15 protein-coding genes are annotated in these 20722 nt (G+C 44.6%); 3 read left to right on the forward strand and 12 right to left on the reverse strand.

The window, feature by feature from the left end; all coding sequences use genetic code 11:
* Window positions 1-104: 104 nt before the first annotated feature.
* The 9 genes from ACEW9O_RS24550 to ACEW9O_RS24590 form a co-directional block, all read right to left on the reverse strand.
* Window positions 105-1742 carry a hypothetical protein gene (locus tag ACEW9O_RS24550; protein WP_373552867.1) on the reverse strand — a complete coding sequence of 546 codons (1638 nt, stop codon included), beginning with the start codon at window positions 1740-1742 and terminating at the stop codon, window positions 105-107.
* Between the two features lie 45 nt (window positions 1743-1787).
* The gene (locus ACEW9O_RS24555; RefSeq protein WP_373552868.1) at window positions 1788-2588 is read right to left on the reverse strand and encodes a hypothetical protein; all 801 of its coding nucleotides are present in this window, start codon (window positions 2586-2588) and stop codon (window positions 1788-1790) included.
* A 147-nt stretch (window positions 2589-2735) separates the two neighbouring features.
* Window positions 2736-3569, reverse strand: a complete 834-nt coding sequence (locus tag ACEW9O_RS24560; protein ID WP_373552869.1) for a sulfurtransferase — start codon at window positions 3567-3569, stop codon at window positions 2736-2738.
* Window positions 3570-3590: 21 nt separating this feature from the next.
* A complete protein-coding gene (locus tag ACEW9O_RS24565) occupies window positions 3591-4121 on the reverse strand; it encodes a hypothetical protein (RefSeq protein WP_373552870.1) in 531 nt (176 codons plus the stop codon).
* 130 nt (window positions 4122-4251) lie between these two features.
* Window positions 4252-4797 (reverse strand): STM3941 family protein, encoded by a 546-nt coding sequence (locus ACEW9O_RS24570; protein ID WP_373552871.1) that lies wholly within the window; start codon window positions 4795-4797, stop codon window positions 4252-4254.
* A 42-nt stretch (window positions 4798-4839) separates the two neighbouring features.
* Window positions 4840-5448 carry a hypothetical protein gene (locus tag ACEW9O_RS24575; protein ID WP_373552872.1) on the reverse strand — a complete coding sequence of 203 codons (609 nt, stop codon included), beginning with the start codon at window positions 5446-5448 and terminating at the stop codon, window positions 4840-4842.
* A 200-nt stretch (window positions 5449-5648) separates the two neighbouring features.
* The gene (locus tag ACEW9O_RS24580) at window positions 5649-6740 is read right to left on the reverse strand and encodes a sterol desaturase family protein (RefSeq protein ID WP_373552873.1); all 1092 of its coding nucleotides are present in this window, start codon (window positions 6738-6740) and stop codon (window positions 5649-5651) included.
* A gap of 119 nt (window positions 6741-6859) precedes the next feature.
* A complete protein-coding gene (locus ACEW9O_RS24585) occupies window positions 6860-7429 on the reverse strand; it encodes a Crp/Fnr family transcriptional regulator (RefSeq protein ID WP_373552874.1) in 570 nt (189 codons plus the stop codon).
* 188 nt (window positions 7430-7617) lie between these two features.
* Window positions 7618-8535 carry a LysR family transcriptional regulator gene (locus ACEW9O_RS24590; RefSeq protein WP_373552875.1) on the reverse strand — a complete coding sequence of 306 codons (918 nt, stop codon included), beginning with the start codon at window positions 8533-8535 and terminating at the stop codon, window positions 7618-7620.
* Window positions 8536-8831: 296 nt separating this feature from the next.
* Here ACEW9O_RS24590 and hppD point away from each other — a divergent pair, with 296 nt between their 5' ends.
* From hppD to ACEW9O_RS24605, 3 genes are all read left to right on the forward strand, one after another.
* Entirely contained in the window at window positions 8832-9965 is a 1134-nt protein-coding gene (gene hppD / locus ACEW9O_RS24595; RefSeq protein ID WP_373552876.1) for a 4-hydroxyphenylpyruvate dioxygenase, read from the forward strand.
* A 419-nt stretch (window positions 9966-10384) separates the two neighbouring features.
* Entirely contained in the window at window positions 10385-12850 is a 2466-nt protein-coding gene (locus ACEW9O_RS24600) for a helix-turn-helix domain-containing protein (protein ID WP_373552877.1), read from the forward strand.
* A gap of 114 nt (window positions 12851-12964) precedes the next feature.
* Window positions 12965-14905 (forward strand): M1 family aminopeptidase, encoded by a 1941-nt coding sequence (locus ACEW9O_RS24605; protein WP_373552878.1) that lies wholly within the window; start codon window positions 12965-12967, stop codon window positions 14903-14905.
* A gap of 78 nt (window positions 14906-14983) precedes the next feature.
* On the opposite strand, the gene ACEW9O_RS24610 is transcribed toward ACEW9O_RS24605, so the two are convergent.
* From ACEW9O_RS24610 to ACEW9O_RS24620, 3 genes are all read right to left on the reverse strand, one after another.
* The gene (locus tag ACEW9O_RS24610; protein ID WP_373552879.1) at window positions 14984-15361 is read right to left on the reverse strand and encodes a hypothetical protein; all 378 of its coding nucleotides are present in this window, start codon (window positions 15359-15361) and stop codon (window positions 14984-14986) included.
* Between the two features lie 47 nt (window positions 15362-15408).
* Window positions 15409-15711: a hypothetical protein gene (locus tag ACEW9O_RS24615; protein WP_373552880.1), complete on the reverse strand. Its 303-nt coding sequence runs from the start codon at window positions 15709-15711 to the stop codon at window positions 15409-15411.
* A 207-nt stretch (window positions 15712-15918) separates the two neighbouring features.
* Window positions 15919-20553: an AAA domain-containing protein gene (locus tag ACEW9O_RS24620; RefSeq protein WP_373552881.1), complete on the reverse strand. Its 4635-nt coding sequence runs from the start codon at window positions 20551-20553 to the stop codon at window positions 15919-15921.
* Window positions 20554-20722 lie beyond the last annotated feature (169 nt).

Raw genomic sequence — 20722 nt, forward strand, 5'->3', positions numbered from 1 at the left:
ACCGCAGCGACTTTGACACAGCCTTGGTATAAGTCGCTGCGGTAGCCCACTTCAAAACTCTTAAGTCATGTACTCTGAACTCGTCACTCAAAAAAAGAAAATCATCAATTGCTTGATATCGGAGCTTCCACCCCAGTCATCTCCCAATGCCCCAAACTCACGGGAATATTCCCCATACCATTGAAGCGATCCAAAAACTCCTTGATCTGAAAAGGCTCTTGTTTCAGCTCCTTCAAACGGGCAAAATCCATCATGGCATTTTCAATCAAATACTTCCCAGTCAGGTAGCTGGTGCCATAACCCGGCTGGCGCAGATAGAGGTGTTGTTCAAAAATGCGCAATTCAGGCTCAGTTTTCATCCAGCCCCGTGGGGTGTATTCCATGTGGATACCTCCAGCTTCTTCCATGGTCATCTCGTTGGCGTGGGCGTAGAGAGAACCCAGGCCGCGGGCAGCCCGCTGGGCCAGCATGATGTACACAATCTCGCGGACATGGGGATCGTCGTTGTACAAGCCCGCTTGCATGAACATTTCTTCTACGGCGGTGGCAATGCCCTCATTGTGGGAGTCGAAAATGTTGTAGAGCAAGGGCGCGCGGCGAATTTCATTGGAATGTGGCTCTTGATCCATCAGCGCCAGTTCGAACCAGTGGTAAAAATGGGAATACAGCGGGCGCGGGTCGTAGTGAACGGTGATCCAGAAAAAATTGCGTTTTTCCTGAGGCACAAACTTTCCCAAATGCGCTTCTAGTGCGGGGGTAAAATAGTCTTTCATGCTCATGATCTCGTCGTTTTTGAGGAAATTGAGCAGGCTTTGCGCGGCGCGTTTGGCCAGGGCATCGTAAGCTTCGGGGGAGTCTACGGCGATGAGTTCGGGCAGTTTGCGGTTGGCGTGCTCTTCCAGCTTGAGGGCCGACCATGCGCGGGCGAGCTCCCGTTTGAGGAGCATCACTTCGTCGTCCCAAGTCAGAGGTACGAGGTGGACGTTTTGTTGGTACCAGGTGTAGTTTTCTTTGCCGATGCCGGAGGGCCCGGTTTTGGTTTTGGCCTCTTTTTCGAGCCAGGTGACGAACTGATTGGTGGAGGTTATGCAGGTTTGGATGGTTTTGGCTACTTGGTCGTCCGTTTTTACACCGGGCAAATCCAGCATGGCTTTTAAATTTTCACTTTGCGTCCGAATGTCGCGAATTCCGGCAATCCAGAGGTCTTTGGCATTGCCAGTGAGGTTGAGTTGAGCCTGTTCATTCAGGGAAGGGATGACCAACAAATCGCCCAACAATTGTTCTTTTTCTTTTGGACTCAATGGAAAAGTATAGGTCCAAAGATCAGTGACCCGGTGGTGGGTTGGGCCTTCATGCGCGGGCACATCGCTGCGGTCGGTGTACAGGGACTGGTAAAAAGCGGGGTCACGCGTCCAGGGTTGGAGCACGCGCTGGTTGAAATCGTAGCCGTTCATTTCCGCCCAGAGGATGGTCCAATCTACCCGTTGGGGGATGCTCCAGTTGCTGGTATCCATGGCCAGGAGTTGGGCTTGCAGTTTTTTGAACGTGGGTTGGCGTTTTTGAAAAGTGGCAGCAGTATAATCGGGCGCTTCATCGCGTAAGGGTGGCGTTTCAAAATTGCGCCAGTTTTTGAAGAGGGCAATCAGGTCGCTGTATTGGGTAGAACCTTTGGGAGGGGCTGATTCGGATTGACAGCTGTTGAGTAGGCATACCAATAGGAGTAAGGCTAGGGAAAGACGCATGGTGAACTTGGTTTTGTACTGAACAAGATACAAAGCGTGACCAAGTTATTGAGCATAATTTTTACGATTTTCAGGGCTAAAATGGATCGGCAAATTCCACGCTCTTCGTTCATGTTTTCCCCGACGGTAAAATACATCCCATTCCGGGATGGAATGGACTACCCTGATTGCTTCCTGATCATAAACCTGGCTATGTCCCCGCATCACTTTTATCTGATCAATTACGCCTTGTTCATTGGCTGAAAATTGTACCACTATCTTGGCAACAATAGAATCTTCATGCAGTATTTCCCAATTGATATGGCTATAAATGAATTTTCTTAAAACGCTATCCTGGCTATAAATGGAGGACCTGGATTTTGAATTATCATAAATGATGACCTGAAGTAGTTTACCTTTTTTAAATTGAAATTCATTTTCGAATTCATAAAGGGACTCATAACCCATATGAACATAATAAAGTCTTTTGCCTTGAGGCGCAATTATTTTGGCGCTTACCCAATCCGCTCCTACTTTTCCTTCTTTACATTTTTCCCCAAACAATTTTTTCAAATCGGCTTTTGGCCTCTCATCTTCATCAGAACAACTGTAAATGGCTGTTAAAAACAATTCTTGGTTTATAACCGTCCACTCCGCTTGATAACCTCGCCAGCAAGCTGTTGACCCGACAACTTTTCGTCCAAACATTTTATTCCTAAAAGAATCGATGTTGGGGAGCAATTCCAAAGGATTGGCATAAAGCATTAGGGTATCTCCTTTGTAGACAAGAAGATCAGGGATTTGGGCCGTTGCAAAGATTTTGATGGAGCCCAGCAGCAAACTAAAACACAGCAATAGCCTGTTCATAACTTCTTCGCTGCCTCCACCAAAGTTTTAAACTCCGCTTTAAAGCCATACATAGATAGGAAGGAAAGGAATTGGTTCTGTAGCATAGTAGTTGTTTTACCTTTTTGCTGCATAAGATAACAACAAAAATTCACCCACGCAAAACATTTAACATTTATTCCTCGACCACTCACTCCAGGAGCCGACATAGAGTTTGGGAATCTCCAAACCAGCCTGTGCCACTGCCAACAAAGTGTGACAAGCCGTCACCCCCGAGCCGCAGTGAACGATCAATTGATCGGCGGGTCTTTCGGCAAAAGCATCCTGGTATATGGCCTTTAACTCGGCTGGAGACTTGAATAAACCACTAGCATCCAGGTTTTCGCTGAACGGAATATTGATGGCCCCAGGAATATGCCCGGCAATCAAATCAATGGGTTCCACCAAACCCAGGTAGCGGTCATGATCCCGCACGTCGATGACCAGGTAATCGGGATCCTGGGCGATTTGTTCCACTTCGGCCATATCGGCCTGGGTCAATTCCCAGGCAGCGATGGGGTAGGGGAGACATTCTTTCGGCTGCGCTGGGCTAGTACTCATTGGAAAAGCAGCTCGTTCAGCGGCCTGGATACCACCGTCGATGACTTGCACCTTGGGATGTCCGATGGCCAGGAGCATCCACCAAAAGCGGGCCGCCGCATTGGCCCCACTTTTGTCGTCGTACACCACGACGTGACTTTGGGGGTTGATGCCGAGTTTGCCCAAGGTTTCGGAAAATTGTGTCAGGGTAGGCAAGGGATGCCTGCCGCCGTTGGACACATCAGCTTTGATGTCCGCCAGTTGGCTGTCGAGGTCTACAAATAGGGCACCCGCCAGGTGTTTTTGGGCGTAATTTTCCCGGGCATTTTTGCCGTTGGTGGCGTCGATGAGGACCAAGTCTGGGGAGTTGGCGAGTTGTAGTAGTTCAGTGGCTTGGATGAGGGGGGCGGATTCTGATTGCATGATTGAGTTTTGAGAAGGGAGTTAAATTAAATTAAAATCAACTGGCTTATCAAGTAGGACTAAATTTCCTTTGACATAGTTAAATAAGCCAATTTCATCAAAATTATGGTCTTCGCTAGTAGACAAAACCAGAATAACTGATCTAAAAACACCTACAAAATAATACACTAGCCTAAATCTCGATACACCATCTTTTACCTGAATAACGCCGTGTTCTTTAAAGTTTTGGTGGTTGGCTTGGATAAATTCTTCTTTGAAGTGGTTAGTTTGGACACTCAATTTGTAATTTTTTTTAAGACTGGTATAGTTGCTTAACGTAGTTATGTACTCAGGTCTTCCATTAGGTTCGGGAAAAATTTGAATAAAGACTTGATTTCCTTTATTGCTCTCTGTGTCAAATAGATATATTGTGTGATAATGTTGGTTGTCATATTTTTCATGCCTTAGCAAAAAAGGAAAGTAGTGCAAATTAGAGAGATTACATCCAGCATCCCCGTAGCTAGATACTTCGTCTTGAGAAGCGGAATTGATTTCTTTAGTCATTCTTGCCATGGATAATTGTTTAACTCAGTTGAAATTATTGAGTTAGTCTTAATATTTACACGCAAACATCTAGTTTATTTTCAACTAAATTTAACAAATAATAATTGTCTTACATCGCCGAAGGCGAGGCGCTAAACTTTTACCTCGTTTTCTGATGAAATGTAGCCAAATGATGCTTCAGAATCTCCACCAATTCTGCGAATGTAATTTTTAGGCCATTGGTGCTGATGCTTAAAGGGGTGCCGTACTGCCGGTAGTTCATGGCCATCAATTTCCGCTTCCAGCCATTGCTTTGCCGATCAATGTAATCCTGAGGATTTTTGACCAAAATGAGCATCAATCGCTGGCGCTGGATTTGCAAAACCGAAATGTCTTCAATGTCTTGCCATAAAATTTGCCCAGCGGAAAGTCCACCGGAGTTGTCGGTTAAGCCCTCTTCATTGATGATTAATCCTGGACGCGGGTCGAAAAGTTTACGGATGATCAGCAGGGCAATGCCGCCGAAAAATAGAATAGCAACAAGACCTAAAACCATCAGGAAAGTTGATTCCACAGACGAACCCGTTCTACTAGGTGGCACCAGTACAAACCAAAAACCAATGGCGACAAAGGCGAATGCGCCAAAGGTGGAGAGCAAAAGTTTGCCTTTGGAGAGAGGGATGGTGATGGGTAGGTTGGTGGTCATATTGAGCCGTAGATTGTTTGAGGACGAAGATAATTTATTGATTCAATTATTGTTTCGATTGATAGCAAAAACGATCACTGAATTAGGTAACAATTCAATGAGTTTTTCTTTTGGTTTTATAGACTCTAAGGTTTCTCCGTTGCGTTTCATCCCGTTTATAAGAGTACGAAAGTTGCTTAAAATCAATACCTTTTCAATTTTCAGGATCAAATATTCCGTTTCTTTTTCGGCTTTATAGAAATATTTCACTCCATCAATTACGGCATCACTGGCTCCATCCAATAGCCCAACTTGGAAAGTATCCTTGGAAAGCTTTATGATTAACTCGTTGCCATAGTTGTAGGTATTGTATTCAATGCCGGTTTTGCCGCTGGTGGTTGAAGCTCGGTACCTTTTGGTGCTCACATCGTAAACTTCTTCTACATCAGCTTCGATGTTTAATCGGGCTTTGCTGCCCTGGAAATCCAAAATCACTTCCTGCAATTCGGTATTCCTAATGAACAAAACACCATTAGCTGTTCCATTAAAGTTGCCAGTTTTTACCTTGCGGAAGACGCTGTTGAACTCTTTGTTGTTGATTACAGTTTGGTCCCGTTGAGCCATGAGGGGGAGGCTCAGCAGGAAGAGAATTAGGAGGAGTGAATACCGCATATGACTCGAGTTTGTTTTGTTAGAAAACTTGATGCTTTGGGGTTAAAGGCCTTAAATTTAACGTGAGTTTTAAGTTTTCAATTCGTTCCTTTCCCAAGTAGTAATTCAAAATACACGTTTTTGATATTTTTCCTATTCGGGGACCTATATTCTTACCAATTAAACGGCAGATAAATGTTTCCTGCAACTGGGCCTCCTAATCATCCTTCAATCGAAACAACCTCACTCAGCGGCAAAGCCTGACAGGTCAAAATATAGCCCGCTGCCACTTCCGCATCTGTCAGTGCACCCTGCTTCTGCAATTGAACAGCACCACCAATGCAATGCATCTTACACGTACCACAAAGGCCTCGCTTGCAGGAATGAGGCAAAGGGATGTGCTGAGCCAAAGCCGCTTGTAAGATGGTTTCGGAATCACCTACTTCAAAATGGTACGTAGTTCTGTCGATTTGGGCGGTAACTTTTGCCTTTACAACACTGCCTTGAACGTTTTTAGCGTCCAGCATAGAAGCTTGTTCCTGAGTTGGTTTTCGATTGAAAATCGCTTCATAACGAGTTTCGTAATCTTTGAATTCTGTGCCCATCCATCTGTCCCACCAGGTAAAGTATAGGGCATAATTGCCATCAAAGAACTGGTGGTGCATGTTGTGATGGGTGGAAGGGGTTTTGTATTTTAAGATGGGGATTTTGGTCCACCCTTTAGGATACACTTCGTATCCCAAATGCCCAACCACATTGTTGAGCATGTCATACAGCTGCCAGGCAATAATCACCCCAATGTGTAAAGGGAGCACAAAGGGTAATAAAAAGCCCATCGCATTTTCAACAAGCGCCTCAGATGGATGAAAAGAAAAAGAAGTCAGGGGCGAAGGGTCGGTGCTTTCGTGGTGTACCCGGTGAAAAAACGGATACAGTTTAGGGTGGTGCATGGCGCGGTGTGACCAGTAAAAAAAGGTGTCATTGAGGAAAAGCAGCAAGGCAAAACTCAGCGGTAACCACCACCATCCGTATTGATCGGGCTGAGCATACAAGCGAGTGTAACCCTGCGATTGCAAATACAACAGCACGAGGTCCATCCCCACAAAGACAAGCAGGGTACTGCCAGAGTGCCATAAATCATGCTTGAAATGATGGGTGCTCGCCTGGGGCTGGCTTTGAATCCTGATGCGCTGAAACTTCTTTTTCCAGATCACCCAAAAAATGAGGAAGAGCGGCACACTGAAAAGGAGGTAAACAATGGTTTGCTCTAAAAATGCCCCAAAGAAATGTCCAATTAAATCCTGAAAACTCATGGTTGGTAGGGTTAAACATTGAGAATGATTGACCCTGCAAAGTTCTGGACTTGTTTGTTGGATGTCTTTGAGCTATGTCAAAAAGCGATTTGATCTAGATCAAAAAAATGAACAAGTGCTCACTGCTTACCCGATCGAATCCTGCTCAAAGTCTCCTGCGAAATGTTGAGGTAAGAGGCAATGTGCCCCAGGCTGATGCGGTTGGTGATGTCAGGAAATTGTCCGAGCAACTTTTCATAACGTTGCCGGGCATTCAAGAACTGTAAGTCACTGACCCGATCCTCCATTTGGGGGACGTAGTAGGTTTCAAAAAGTTTGATGTACCACAAAGCCAAGGCATGGTGCTGCTGCAACAAGCGCTGCAATACTGCATAATCGATGGCGTATACGCTGGAATCCTCCAGGAGTTGAATGCTCTCCAACGCTGGAGTTTGTTGGATCAAACTGGGGGTGTCTGCAAGGATATCGGGTTCAAAAGAGAACCAGACATTGACTTCTTTTCCCTCCCCGTCGGTATAAAAATAACGCACGGCCCCCTTGACCAAAAACCAAAGCTGATGACAAGTGCGGCCTTGTTTCAGTAGGTAGTAATTTTTTGGGAACTCGAAATGCTGAAAACTGGCCACCAACTCATCCAGAAGTAGTGGCGATAGTGGATGTATTTTTTGGATGAATGACTTTAGTTCCATAAGTACGAAAGTGTATTTGTCAACTGAATCCAGCTACACAGAGCGCGTTCAAAAAAAGTGAGCGCATAACCTAGCCCTGCAAGCGCGCCATCTCTCATCATAACCTAGCCCTGCAAGGGCGCCATCTCTCAGGAAGGGCATCGCCCTTTCGGTTCCCCACCAGTCGCCAGAACCTCATCAGCGACCGCTCACACCAGCATCCCTTCCCCGATCCCCCCAACCACTGCCCTCACTAGCGGCGACCCGTTCTTCCCCAGGTACACCAGCGCACTTTCAATCGCCACCGAAACAAAAGGGCTGTCATCCATATGCACCAATTCCTTCACCACAATATTTGGCTCCCTACTGAGGTCATAAGCCGAAGAAATAAAGGCGATGCCCCGACCCACTTCCACCAAGCTGATCAACAGCTCCAAAGAAGACACCTCCTGCACAATTTTGCCCATGCGGCTAAAACCTGCCAATTGGCACATCTGCTCAATCTCATCGTACACCGGGTGTAGGCTGCGGGTGATTTCCACCCAACGTTCATCGCGCAGGGATTCCAGACTGAGTGAGGCTTCCAGCGCCCGGGGGTGTTGCTGGGAGAGGATGATCCGTAGGCTGCCCTTGTTGATGACTTTGGCATTGAGTTCCGCGTAGTGCAGCGGGAGTAGCGTCAAGCCCAGATCAATTTTTTCAGCCAGCACGGCTTCCTGCACACTCTGAGGGGTAGGGAATTCCACCAGTTTGACCTCCACATTGGGGAAATCCCGATTGAGCACTTGCAGCAATTCCACGATGCGTTCACGCAAGGCGGTTTTGTACACGCCTACATGTAGCACTTGCTGGTGCAAGCCGATTTCACGGGCTTGTTCAATGGCTTGCTGGCTGAGTTGCAGTATCTTTTGTGCGGCTAGAAAAAAGTGTTGCCCGGCTTCGCTGAGCTCTACCTTGCGCAGGTGCTGGCGGCTGGCGCGGATGAAAAGCTCCACCCCAATCTCATTTTCCAATAAGGCAATTTGTTGACTCAGGGCAGGTTGAGAAACGTACAGCCGCTGGGCCGCTTTACTGAAATGCAGTTCCTCGGCCACGGCCACAAAATAGCGCAATTGACGTAGTTCCATAATTCAGTATAAGTTTTGCTTATGACAAAATTAGAAAATTGTATTGGTTTGGGAGAGGCTTTTGGAGAAACTTTGCAGAAACATAAGCTTGTCATCCCGAAGTTTCAAAACGAAAAAATGATCACAAAGGACACAAAGGCAGCACAAAGGGCACAGAGCAAAGCGTTGTCAACATCTAACTTTGTGTCCTTTGTGCTGCCTTTGGGTCCTTTGTGATGAAGAATGTCGCTTTGGTAGTTTTCTGAATACTTCGGGATGACCTTTCCTTAGTCGTAACCAAATAAAACCAAATTCGCATGCCACACATTCTCGAAAATCCCCAAACCGCCCTGAATACCCCCACCGATTTCCTGCCGCTACTCGGCACCGACCACCTCGAATTTTACGTCGGGAACGCCAAACAATCTGCCCATTTTTATGAACACGCCTTTGGCTTTGAAATGATCGGCTACGCCGGTCCGGAAACGGGGGTGAAAGATCGCGCCTCTTATGTCTTGCAACAAGGCAAAATCCGCCTGGTGCTCACCACCTCCTTGGTTCCCTCCTCCGAAATTTCGGAACACGTACGCCGCCATGGCGATGGAGTCAAAGTGATGGCCTTGTGGGTGGAAGATGCCCGCCTTGCGTACGCGGAAACGCTGCGCAGAGGAGCAGAATCAGCCGCTGAACCCAAAGTTTTGCAGGATGAAACTGGGGAAGTTGTGATTGCTTCCATCAAAACCTACGGCGATACCATCCACACCTTCGTAGAACGTAAAAACTATCGAGGAATATTCCTGCCTGGCTTTGTAGTCCGCAAAAGTGCTGCCTTCCGCGGCAGTGTGGGCTTGCAATACGTGGATCACTGCGTCGGCAATGTGGAGTTGGGCCAAATGAACCAGTGGGTGAAATTTTATGAAGAAGTGATGGGTTTCAAACTGCTGCTCACTTTCGACGACAAGGACATTTCTACTGAATACTCCGCCCTGATGTCCAAGGTGGTCTCCAACGGCAATGGCTACGTCAAATTCCCCATCAACGAACCCGCCGCTGGCCGCAAAAAGTCGCAGGTGGATGAATACCTCGACTTTTACGGCGGTCCGGGTGTACAACACATTGCTGTAGCCACCAACGACATCATCCAAACGGTAGGTGAATTGCGCAGCCGGGGCGTGGAATTCCTTGAAGTACCCGCCAGTTATTACGATGACTTGTTGGAACGGGTGGGTAAAATCGACGAAGACCTGAAACCCCTCAAAAACCTGAATATCCTCGTGGATCGCGACGAGGAAGGTTACCTCCTGCAAATCTTCACCAAACCCGTGGAAGATCGCCCTACCTTGTTTTTTGAAATCATCCAACGCAAGGGAGCGGTTTCTTTTGGCAAAGGCAATTTCAAGGCGCTTTTTGAAGCGATTGAGCGGGAACAGGCGCGGCGTGGAAATCTGTAATTTTAGTTGAGAAGGTTGAGGGAGGTTTAGGAAGGTTGAGGCTGCCGCAGCGACTTGAACAAGGTCGCGTCTAAGTCGCTGCGGCAGCCTCAACCTTCTCAACCTCCTCTACTTTCTCAACCTCCCTCAACTATTTTTCCACCAAATCTTGTTTATGTAAAACTAAACCCATATTTTTGTTTTGCCTTTCAGGGGCGAAAAAAAATAAGTGCTCATTTTGCCAAAGGATTAGATAAGAAAACGGTTCATTTCAAGTAACTTATCTAATCCTTTGGCTCAAGAAAAATGAGCACTTATTTTTGCCCCACTACTTAGTTTAAAACTATTCTTTGCATCTTGCCTTTCGTTTTGTGTACAAACCATATCCACGGTTTGGCACTTGCGTATTCTTTAGTTTATCCACACAAAACGAAAATTCAATGGATCTGCAGCGCAATCCACAACTGGAACTAGCCTTCGATTATGTGCGCAATACCCGCAAAAATGTGTTTCTGACTGGCAAAGCTGGTACAGGAAAAACAACCTTTTTACGCCAACTCCGCCTGGAATCGGTCAAACGGATGGTGGTGGTAGCCTCCACCGGAGTAGCGGCCATCAATGCGGGGGGGATGACCATTCACTCCTTTTTTCAATTGCCATTTGGGCCTTATTTGCCGGGGCAAATGGAGGATCCTTCGCGCATGCGCCGTTTCAACCGCGAAAAAATCAATTTGATCAAAAGCCTCGATCTACTGGTCATCGACGAGATCAGTATGGTGCGCGCCGATGTCTTGGATGGCATAGATGAGGTATTGCGCCGCCACCGGGATCGTTCACGGCCCTTTGGCGGGGTACAATTGTTGATGATTGGCGATTTGCACCAGTTGCCTCCCGTAGTCAAAGACGAAGAATGGAGCTTGCTGCGCGAACATTACAAAACCGCGTACTTCTTTGGCAGTCAGGCCCTGCAACAAACCGATACGGTACAGATCGAGCTCAAACACATCTACCGCCAGTCGGACGAGCATTTTATCGCGCTGCTGAACAAAGTACGCGACAACAAAATTGATCAGGAAGTACTCACGCAGCTCAATAGCCGCTATATCGCCAATTTTCAACCCAAAGAAGAAGAAGCTTACATTACCCTGACTTCGCACAACCAGGCTGCCCGCGACATCAATGCTTCAAAGTTGGGGTATATTCCGGGTTCGGTGGTGCGCTACAAGGCGACCATCACGGGCGAATTTCCGAACTTTGCCTACCCCACCGACGAAGTCCTGGAACTCAAAATCAATGCCCAGGTGATGTTTGTCAAAAATGACGTCTCCCAGGAAAAGCGCTATTACAATGGCAAGATTGGCAAAATAGACCGCATCGTCAACGACGTGATTTATGTGAAATGCCCCGGCGACACGGAAGAAATCGACGTCAAACCCGACGAATGGAACAATGTTAAATACACCCTGGACGAAGAAACCAAAGAAGTTAAGGAAGAAATTCTCGGCACCTTCAAACAATACCCACTGAAACTGGCTTGGGCCATCACCATTCACAAAAGCCAGGGTTTGACCTTCGAACGCGCCATCATCGATGCGCAATCTGCCTTTGCGCATGGGCAGGTGTACGTGGCCCTGAGTCGCTGCAAGAGTTTTGAAGGCATTGTACTCTATTCCAAAATCGCCCAATCCAGCGTGCGAACCGATACAGTAGTCAAAAACTACACCGAAGAGGCCGATAAAAACGCCCCGGATGAGAGCCATTTGACCCAATCCAAAATCGAATACCAACAAGGTTTGATCTATGAACTGTTCGATTTTCGGGTGGTAAAACGGCATCTGGAAAACGCCAAGCGCACTTTTTTGAGCCATGAAAACACGGTGTCTTCCGAAGCCGTGGCCCAGGTGTTGGTCATTGAACAGCAGTGCCGCAACGAAATTGTGGTAATCGGAGACAAATTTAAACCCCAAATCGAAGGCTATTTTCAACAGGCCGTTCTCCCGGAAGAAAATGCGGATTTACAGCAGCGCATCCAAAAAGCTTGTGGCTATTTTGAAGAAAAACTGGAACTACTGATGCCCCTGTTGAAAGAAATCCCGATGGCGACCGACAACAAGGCCATCGAAAAACTAGCTTTGGAAGCCCTGCAATTCCTGGAAAAAGAACTGTTCATCAAAAAAGCTTGCTTTATACAGGCCAAGTCGGGTTTTGTGGCCCAACAGTACCTCCAAACCAAAGCTAACGCCGAAATCGACTACCTGCGCGCACCAGCCAAACCCAAGGTCAATAAGAAGACTGTCGCTCAACAAACCTCTCACCCAGATTTGTACTTCGCCCTGCACAAATGGCGCGAAGACCTGGCCGCCAGTCACGACACCGAGGGCTACATGATTTTGCCCCAAAAAACGCTTCTACAATTGGTTGAAATGTTGCCGACCAGCACGGCTGCGCTGAAAAAGGTAAAGGGTATGGGGCCAGCCAAAATCAAACAGTTTGGCACGGATATTTTGAATGTGGTGAATGCGTATGTAGACAAAAATGGCATGCAGGAGATTCAATTGTTTCTCCCAGACTTGGAAGAAGCCCCCAAACCGCCCAAAACGGATACCAAAACGCTGAGTTACGAGTTGTACAAAGCTGGAAAAACCGTTGAAGAAATCGCCGCCGAGCGTGGATTTGCCCCTACAACCATCGAGGGTCACCTTGCTCATTTTGTAGGCACCGGGCATTTGGATGTACTGGATTTTGTGGAGGAAAGCAAAATGCAAACCATCGTCGCTCAATTTCAGCAGAGTGAAACAGGGCTCTTAGGCGAAGTAAAAGCGGCTCTGGGGGATGATTTTTCTTACCTCGAAATTCGGATGGTGCAAAAACACTTGGAGCGACTGGCGGCAAAAATGGGTTTGTAAGCGCTTCGAATCTCTTCAATTGTATCCTAACTTGCCAAACTATTCTGTCATGGGGCAGGATGAATCCAATATCTTTGCGTCTAAGGAAAACAATGTGGAAAATAACCAGAAAAGATGAGAATTTACTTCGTGTTTTTAATTGCCCTCCTTGCTACGCTCAGTACCAATGCCCAAACGCTCAGTTTCAACCCTGCCGACATCAATACCATTGCCGAGGCCGAAGCCAAAGCCTATACCGCCAGTTTGTTGAGCCCGCAAGTAGCGCCCTCCGCTGATTACGATGTAACATACCACCGCCTGGAGTTGTCGATCGACCCCAATCGGCGCTACATCAAAGGTAAAGTCACTACCTACTTCCAAACCCTGGAAGCTGATTTTTCGGCCATCCATTTTGACCTCAACGAGCCGCTACGGGTGGATTCCGTATTGTACAAAGGCAAAAAACTCACTTATACTCACGCCGATCTGGTCTTGCGCATCAACCTGCCCCAGGCACTAAACAAAGCCGTTTTGGATTCTTTGACCATCTTTTGGCAAGGCGAACCCTCCAATAACGGTTTTGGCTCTTTTGAACAAACCACCCATAATGGTGCCCCAGTCATCTGGACCCTCTCCGAACCCTACGGTGCCCGTGATTGGTGGCCCTGCAAACAAACCCTGACCGATAAAATTGATTCCCTCGATATGTGGGTATCTTGCCCCAAGGCCTATAAAGCGGCCAGCAATGGCTTACTGGTTGCTGAAATTGAAAAAGGCAGCGACAAAACCTACCGCTGGAAACACCGCTATCCGATCGCCAACTATTTGGTGGCTTTTGCGGTCACCAATTATGAGCGTTATACCGATTTCGCGGAGCTGAAATCGGGGCGCATGCCAATCGAAAACTACGTTTACCCCGAAAGCAAAACCTCAGCGCAAGCAGGCACCGCTGCCCTTATCCCGGTGATAGAGTTATTCGATTCCCTTTTTGTAGATTATCCTTTTCACAAGGAAAAGTATGGACACGCCCAGTTCAGTTGGGGTGGGGGCATGGAGCACCAAACCATGACTTTCGTGATCAACTATGGTTACGAACTGCTTGCCCACGAGTTGGCGCACCAGTGGTTTGGCGACCACACCACCTGTGGCTCCTGGGAGGACATCTGGCTCAACGAGGGTTTTGCCACCTACCTCTCCGGCTTGGCTTACGAGTTTTTGCAACCGCAATTTTGGAATGGCTTTAAAAGTGGACGAATCAATAGTGCCATCAGCCAGGCTGGCGGCAGTGTTTTTGTGACGGATACGACCAGTGTCAGCCGCATTTTCAGCAGTCGATTGTCTTACAATAAAGGGGCGATGGTCTTGCACATGTTGCGCTGGAAATTGGGCGACCAAGCCTTTTTTCAAGGGGTACGCAATTACCTCAACGCGCCGGAGCACGCTTATGGCTTCGCCAAAACGCCCCAGTTCAAAGCCCATTTGGAAGCGGCTGGCAAACAAGACTTGACCGAGTTTTTTAAGGATTGGTACTACGGTCAAGGGTATCCGACTTACCAGATCGGTGTTCGTCAAGAGGGCGACCAAAAAGTGATCATTCGCCTGAATCAGACAACTTCGCACAACTCGGTTTCCTTTTTTGAAATGCCTGTGCCAATTGTGCTGACCGGTGCCGGAGGCAAAACCTACGAAGTGCGTTTGGAAAATACCTTCAATGGGCAAGAGTTTACAGTATATCCTGGTTTTAACATCACTCAGGCGCAGTTTGACCCTAAACTTTGGTTGGTGGCGCGTACGAGTGGGCTTACGGTTGGAACTGCGGAGGTGGAGAAGGGTGGTTTTGCGCTGTATCCGAATCCAACTTCTGGCCTTACCCGTGTGGTGCTGGAAGAACGCGCTGGCGACATCCGCCGGGTGATCGTGAACAGTGTGAATGGTGCGTTGGTCAACGCAGCGCAGGTGCAAATCCTGAACAATCAGGAGGCTTCGATCGATTTAGGGCCAGTACCTGCCGGGATGTATTTTGTACGGGTGGAGACGGAGAATGGGGTGTGGATGCGGAATGTGGTGCGGAATTGAGCGTGAAGGGAGTTGCAACAAGGAGGGGAATGTTGGCAACTTCACGCTTTGGGTACGGTTAACCCATCATTCGTTTGATCAATTAAAATGCTCGGAAATAAAAGTAATCAACTGCTCCTCCGGCATTTTATTTGAGGTGCTGGTTGTAGACACGGCATTTTTATACTGTGGCGTGTCGGTAAGGAAATGAATGAATTGTTCCTGAATCTGACCCGTCCCAGTCACATGGACCTCATCTACGTTGGGCATAATCGCAGCTATTTCCTTGAAGAACTTCTGCGTCAACGCAATTCCGTGGTTGTTGGCTGCATTTTCATTGGAATTACCGGCTGAACCAGGATTGTCCACCGTTCCCAGTGCAACAAAATCCTCATCCTCAATATTTTCCTTGCCGACAATAATCGCATGATGGGAATCCATCCATACGCCAAACTGTTTTTTGTTTTTGGTTGACATGTGTTGTTTTTTTCCAAGTTAGGGGAAATAAAGGAGGAATGGGGGGGCTAAGACTTTTTATTTTTATGATTTTCAATAATTTGAGCAACCTCTTCTTCGGTTTTTTTGGATACTTTCGCTATTTGTGGAACGGAGAGGCCTTCTTCATGCATACCAAGTATCATTTCCATTTTTCCTTCTTCCATCCCTTTTTCATGGGCTTTTTCAGCCACCATTATTTTTTCTTGCTTTTCATCAGCCTCTTTAATGGCTACATTATCATACGCTATTCTTTCTTCTTTTGTCCAGTTGTGTCTGTCTGCTTCGATAAAAGCCGTATTCAATCCTTCATCGGTCTGTGCAAAATCCATTGGTCGAATATTTGTGGAAAGATACAGGAATTAGGTAAAAATAGTAAATTGCAACACAATTAGTTTTCTTTACTTTGTATATCCGAACGTGGGCTTCCCCGGCAACCGCCTGCTGACGCAACGGCTGCCAGGGAAGCCCACGTTCGGCTCATTTTTATTTTACTGATTATTAAGAATTTATGTGTATTTTATTAAAAGGTATGCTTGCTACCTTTCGGACGTATTTTCATTTATCCAATTCAGGAGTTGGCGGCTAACATATTCATTTTTGTAAAACCAATCTGTACTTTGAATACGAAAGAAACGCCAGCCTGCTCGCTCTAAAATCAGTTGTCGGGTTATATCTTCTTTGATTTTTTCAATTCCCGAATGATAAGTGAAACCGTCGCACTCAATCGCCAATTTCTTATTGTTTTTTATCAGTCCAAAGTCAATTCGATACTTGCCAACCTCAAATTGTGGAAAGAGAAAATCACCTAATTCGTTGTTGTATAAAAATTTACAAACTGTCTTTTCGAACTCACCTGAATTGGCATCAACTTGATTTATCAATGTCTGTAAATTCCGAATACCTTTTGTCCCGTCTTGCCCGATGCTAATGTTACTGTAATAATCAAGCAGTTTCTTACGGTAGCATTCTGGGTTCATGATTGCAACCGCATCAGGATGAATACTATGCACAACTATGGACTTCTCTTTTGCCCGACTTGCTGCAACGTTAAATATTCGCATATACTCCTCTGCTGACGCTGCTCTTGGCGGTCTTATTTGATTATCTCTTTCACTAAAACTGTGGCTGGCTGTAATCGTTAGAAACATGATATCTCTTTCATCTCCTTGAAACTCCCTTGAAGTACCAATTAACAACTCTAACTTATCCTCGTGATACTTTATCAGGTCACTTTGCGAAATTTGCTTAATCAGCCAATTCTGATGTTTCGTATTCGAACTATCCAAAGTCAGAATCCCAATTGTTGGCAATCGCTTCAATTCTTGATTTTGATGAGCGATAATAAAACTTTCAATCTCCTCAACTACTTTTTTAACAATTAAAGGTTTGTATTCATCCAAGTAATTGTCTTCTACATAATGAACTTCAATAGGTTCGCCATATGTTTTTTCCGTTGCCGTTTTCAACGGCACTATGTCGGAATTGTAAACATGGCGGTTGGAATAGCCGATTATTTCTGGCAAGCATCTAAAATGCTCCGTCAAAGTAACAATGTTTGGATAAATAACGCCGCTAATCGTATAAATACTATTGTTCTTGTTATTTACATCGAATTGAGTTTTGAAGCGGTGTGAAATTAGATACTTGTCAAGTAATTCGTTGGTTCTGTCAATCGTGAAAATGCTGCGGTCGGCAACTACGGACGTTTGGTTTTCGTCGCCAACTATCAATGACTTCTTACAACGAAAAACAAGGTTCAAACTGCTTATATCACATTGGCTTGCCTCGTCAATAATGAGCAAATCAAACTGTTCAGGTGTGGCATCGGGAAAAAATGTAACGGCTGTTTCTTGCGGCATAATCCAAATAGGGACTGCGCCTTTTGCAACCTGCATGTTTGTGATTGATGATGCTATATTTCTTGCCGTATTTTTTCCAAATCCCTTGCCAATATTGATAAGGTCATTTAGCCACGCATTCAGGGCGGATTTTTGGGTGTAGGTAACTTTCCTTGATTTGTAAAACCACGTTTTGTATGCAATTATATCTGCTGTTTGTTTCTCAATATTTCGTTTTATTGTTTGCAAATCTGAAAGCAATTTTTCTGAGCCTTTGGTCTGAACTGTAATGAAGGAAAGGAAGTCATCAATTTTCAAGAAAAACAAATCCATTTCGGCATCTTCCACATCTACGACTACGGAATTAGATTTTTGACATTCTGCTTTGATGAAATTTGCTGTAATCGGAAGAACTTCATTAACCTCTCTAAATAATCGCTCAAATTGAATTGCCTGTTTCTGTTTTTCTCGTTTTGAACGGTACTCGGCTAATTGCAGTTCATAATTTGCCCTTTCCACATTTTCAATAGAATTTGTGATATTGAAAACTATTGGATACGGGCTAATGTGGTTTAATAATCTAGTTTTGGTTTCTTTTAAAAATGTCGTAACAATTTCGTATTGTGAAAAATGCTGTACATTTCTCAAATACGTCAATTTTTCTTGTAAATCAGAAGACGTTACAGAAATTGGTGGCAGCGACTTTTCACGAAGCAATTCATTGAACGTGCTGACAAAGTTTGAAAAATCTACTGTAAAATCAATTTCCTTCAACGTCTCTAAAATGTCTGTTTGTTGAGGTAACCCAAACGTTTTAAGGTAATTATTGAATGTTATTGAAAGTTGCTTTATGTTTTTTCTTCTGTTTATTTCCGTTTCAATAATTTTGAATTGGTCAATTCCATTAGCAGCAATAAAATTGACTTTACAATCAAAAAAGCGTTTCAGGTTTTTATCCAAAAAAGTTTTTGCCACTAACCCAAGTGTTTTGGCATCACCAATCTTCACAATAAGTTGATTTACCTGTTGGTATAAAATATCTGGGTCGGTATCTTGAATTGGGGCTAAATCAATTTGGTACGACAATAATTTATCCTCTGCTACTTGTATCTGTTTTCTTAAATCGCTGCTCTGCGAAACAATGTTTTTGAGCAAAGCAATATTGAAATTCGGGTGTTTGTAGATTATTGTAGGGATATTCGAGTTTTCAAAACGAGCCAATTCTGTTTCAAAACTTGCTATTTGGCTTTTCAATTTTTCATCAAAAACATCAGTTTTGATTTGACTGTAATCTGCTGGATTTATGCGACTAGTTATTTCTTGTAACTGGATTTCTAACTTTCGCAATTCATTGAGGTCAAGAAATTTGTCGTCGTCCAAAAAGGTGAAATTTATCAATTCAAAATCATCTCGCTGTAAATCATTCCCGATTATAGCCAATTCAGCGAGTTTTGCAGAAACCCCGTCAGTATTTTTGTTGTGATTTACTTTGTCTTTAACTATTTGCGTCTGATAATTTTCGTTTTGCTCAAAAAGAAAGATTGCCCATTCATAGGCAGTTTTTTCCTGCAATCGTTTGGTTTTAGGGTTGTAAATTTTAAATAGTTGTGCATTGGACTGAATAGCCTTATAGATTTGGCTTAAAGTACCTGCATAATTTCTCTCGGTTTCTGAAAGGTGATTTTCAAGTTCAATAACTTTATCCTCTTCATATCTTTGAGCCAAATTCCGAATAATAGCATTTACAGACGCTTTTAGGCTTTCATTGCCTTTTCCTTCGTTCACCAAAGAAACAGCGAGGTCTTGAATGCCTCTTGGTAACTTATCTTTTAGGACACTTAATGCTTTGGCATTGTGCGAAACAACGAGTATAGACTTGCCTTGTGCGACAAAGTGCGAAATGAGATTAGCGATGGTATGACTTTTACCCGTGCCGGGCGGACCTTTTACGGTTACCGCATCCTGTTCGTTTAATCTCTTGGCAATTTCTAATTGTTCGTCATTGAACGGGAGCGGGAAAAGAAAGCGATGGTTTGAAATTGATGTTCCTTTAAAGTCCTCCGTGTCTCTTTTAAAATTATCAGGTGGGTAAATACCATTTCCATTTGAGTTCTCTGCCGTTAAAGTTTGTAGCTCTTCAATTGAAAATAGTTTTTTGAAATAATCAGGTATTAAATGCAAGTTTCCACTTGCTTGTAATTCGTTAATTTTATTGATGATGTTATTTGCATCTTTTGACGTCGCTATCTGACTTTCAACTAGTTTTGGTTGAATGATTGGCGAGAAACTAAAGGTAATTTGGTTGTTTATTGGCTGACTTTGAAAGTCATAATTCAACTCCTCGTTTTTAAAGTAGGCGTACTCTTTTTGAGGGAAACCTCCCAAAATTTCTAATCCCTTATCGTAATATTCCGTTCTAATAAAGTCGGCATCAAAAAAAAATTCTTTAGGCAAAGCATTGAATTTATCAATCGCCAATAGAACTTCTTTTTTACGCCCTTCAATTATTGATGGGGTTTCATTCGTAAAATGAGCATCAAATAATTCTACAAAATACTGTTCACAAAGTATCTTGGTTGCAAAGGTGTCAAACTCTAATTTTATCTCTTGGGTTCTCAACCCAAGTTTTAAAGGTACATGAAAAAGAAAATTTCGGTAATTCTGGTTTCCAATTTTACCATTTATCAACCCAAATGAAACGTACAGTCTTTTATTGTCCTTCCCTTTCAATTCGTAATGAAGTGTATGTAAAGCGTCATAGACTTTGTTGATTTTGATAGGAACTTCGTATGTATCAAAGTATTTTGCAAATTCGGCTTTAAACTGATTTCCAATCTCGACCCTTTTGGGGTCATTTTCAAACCTTATAATGGTTTTCTTTTCGGATTTTTTTAAAATTTTATCACCAATCTTTTCAATCCAGCCCACTAACGACGTTGGAAAAGGGCTTTCAAAGAACGTTGATTGGGATTGAGAATTTAAGCGTTCCAACGCTCTAACTCTTTGCTCTGATTGCTCGAATTTTTCAACAATCTCAATCTCTGCTTTGAAAACTATGGTGGGAATTGAACCTGAACGATTGATTATTGACCATTCAGTTAACTCGGTTGGCACTTTTGGCTCAACTGGTATGGCAGTTCTTTTTATTTTCAGAAGGTAATCAGAAGGAGTTAGCGAATTCCCAATGCTTAGACTGAATTCAGTGAGGCGTTTTTGGTCGCTCTGCTTTGCGAGATTCAATAACTTGCCTATTTCCCAAAAATTTACTTCTGGGGATTTTGAATTCCCTGATTCTTTCTCGAAGTCATAACAGGCATCGGAGGCATTGTACAAATCTCTTATGTACAGAAAGAGGTTTTGTAAGGCGTTGTTGCATGAATCTCCGCTAAAAAAATAGGCTGATCCGGTTAAATTTGCTTTTGCGAAGAAAAACCCAACCAAAACCAGCCCATGTCAAAGATAGCAAAAGCAGATCAGGGAAGCAACAAGCCAAAGCAAAAAT

The organism is Haliscomenobacter sp., from assembly GCF_041740695.1.
GTDB lineage: Bacteria > Bacteroidota > Bacteroidia > Chitinophagales > Saprospiraceae > Haliscomenobacter.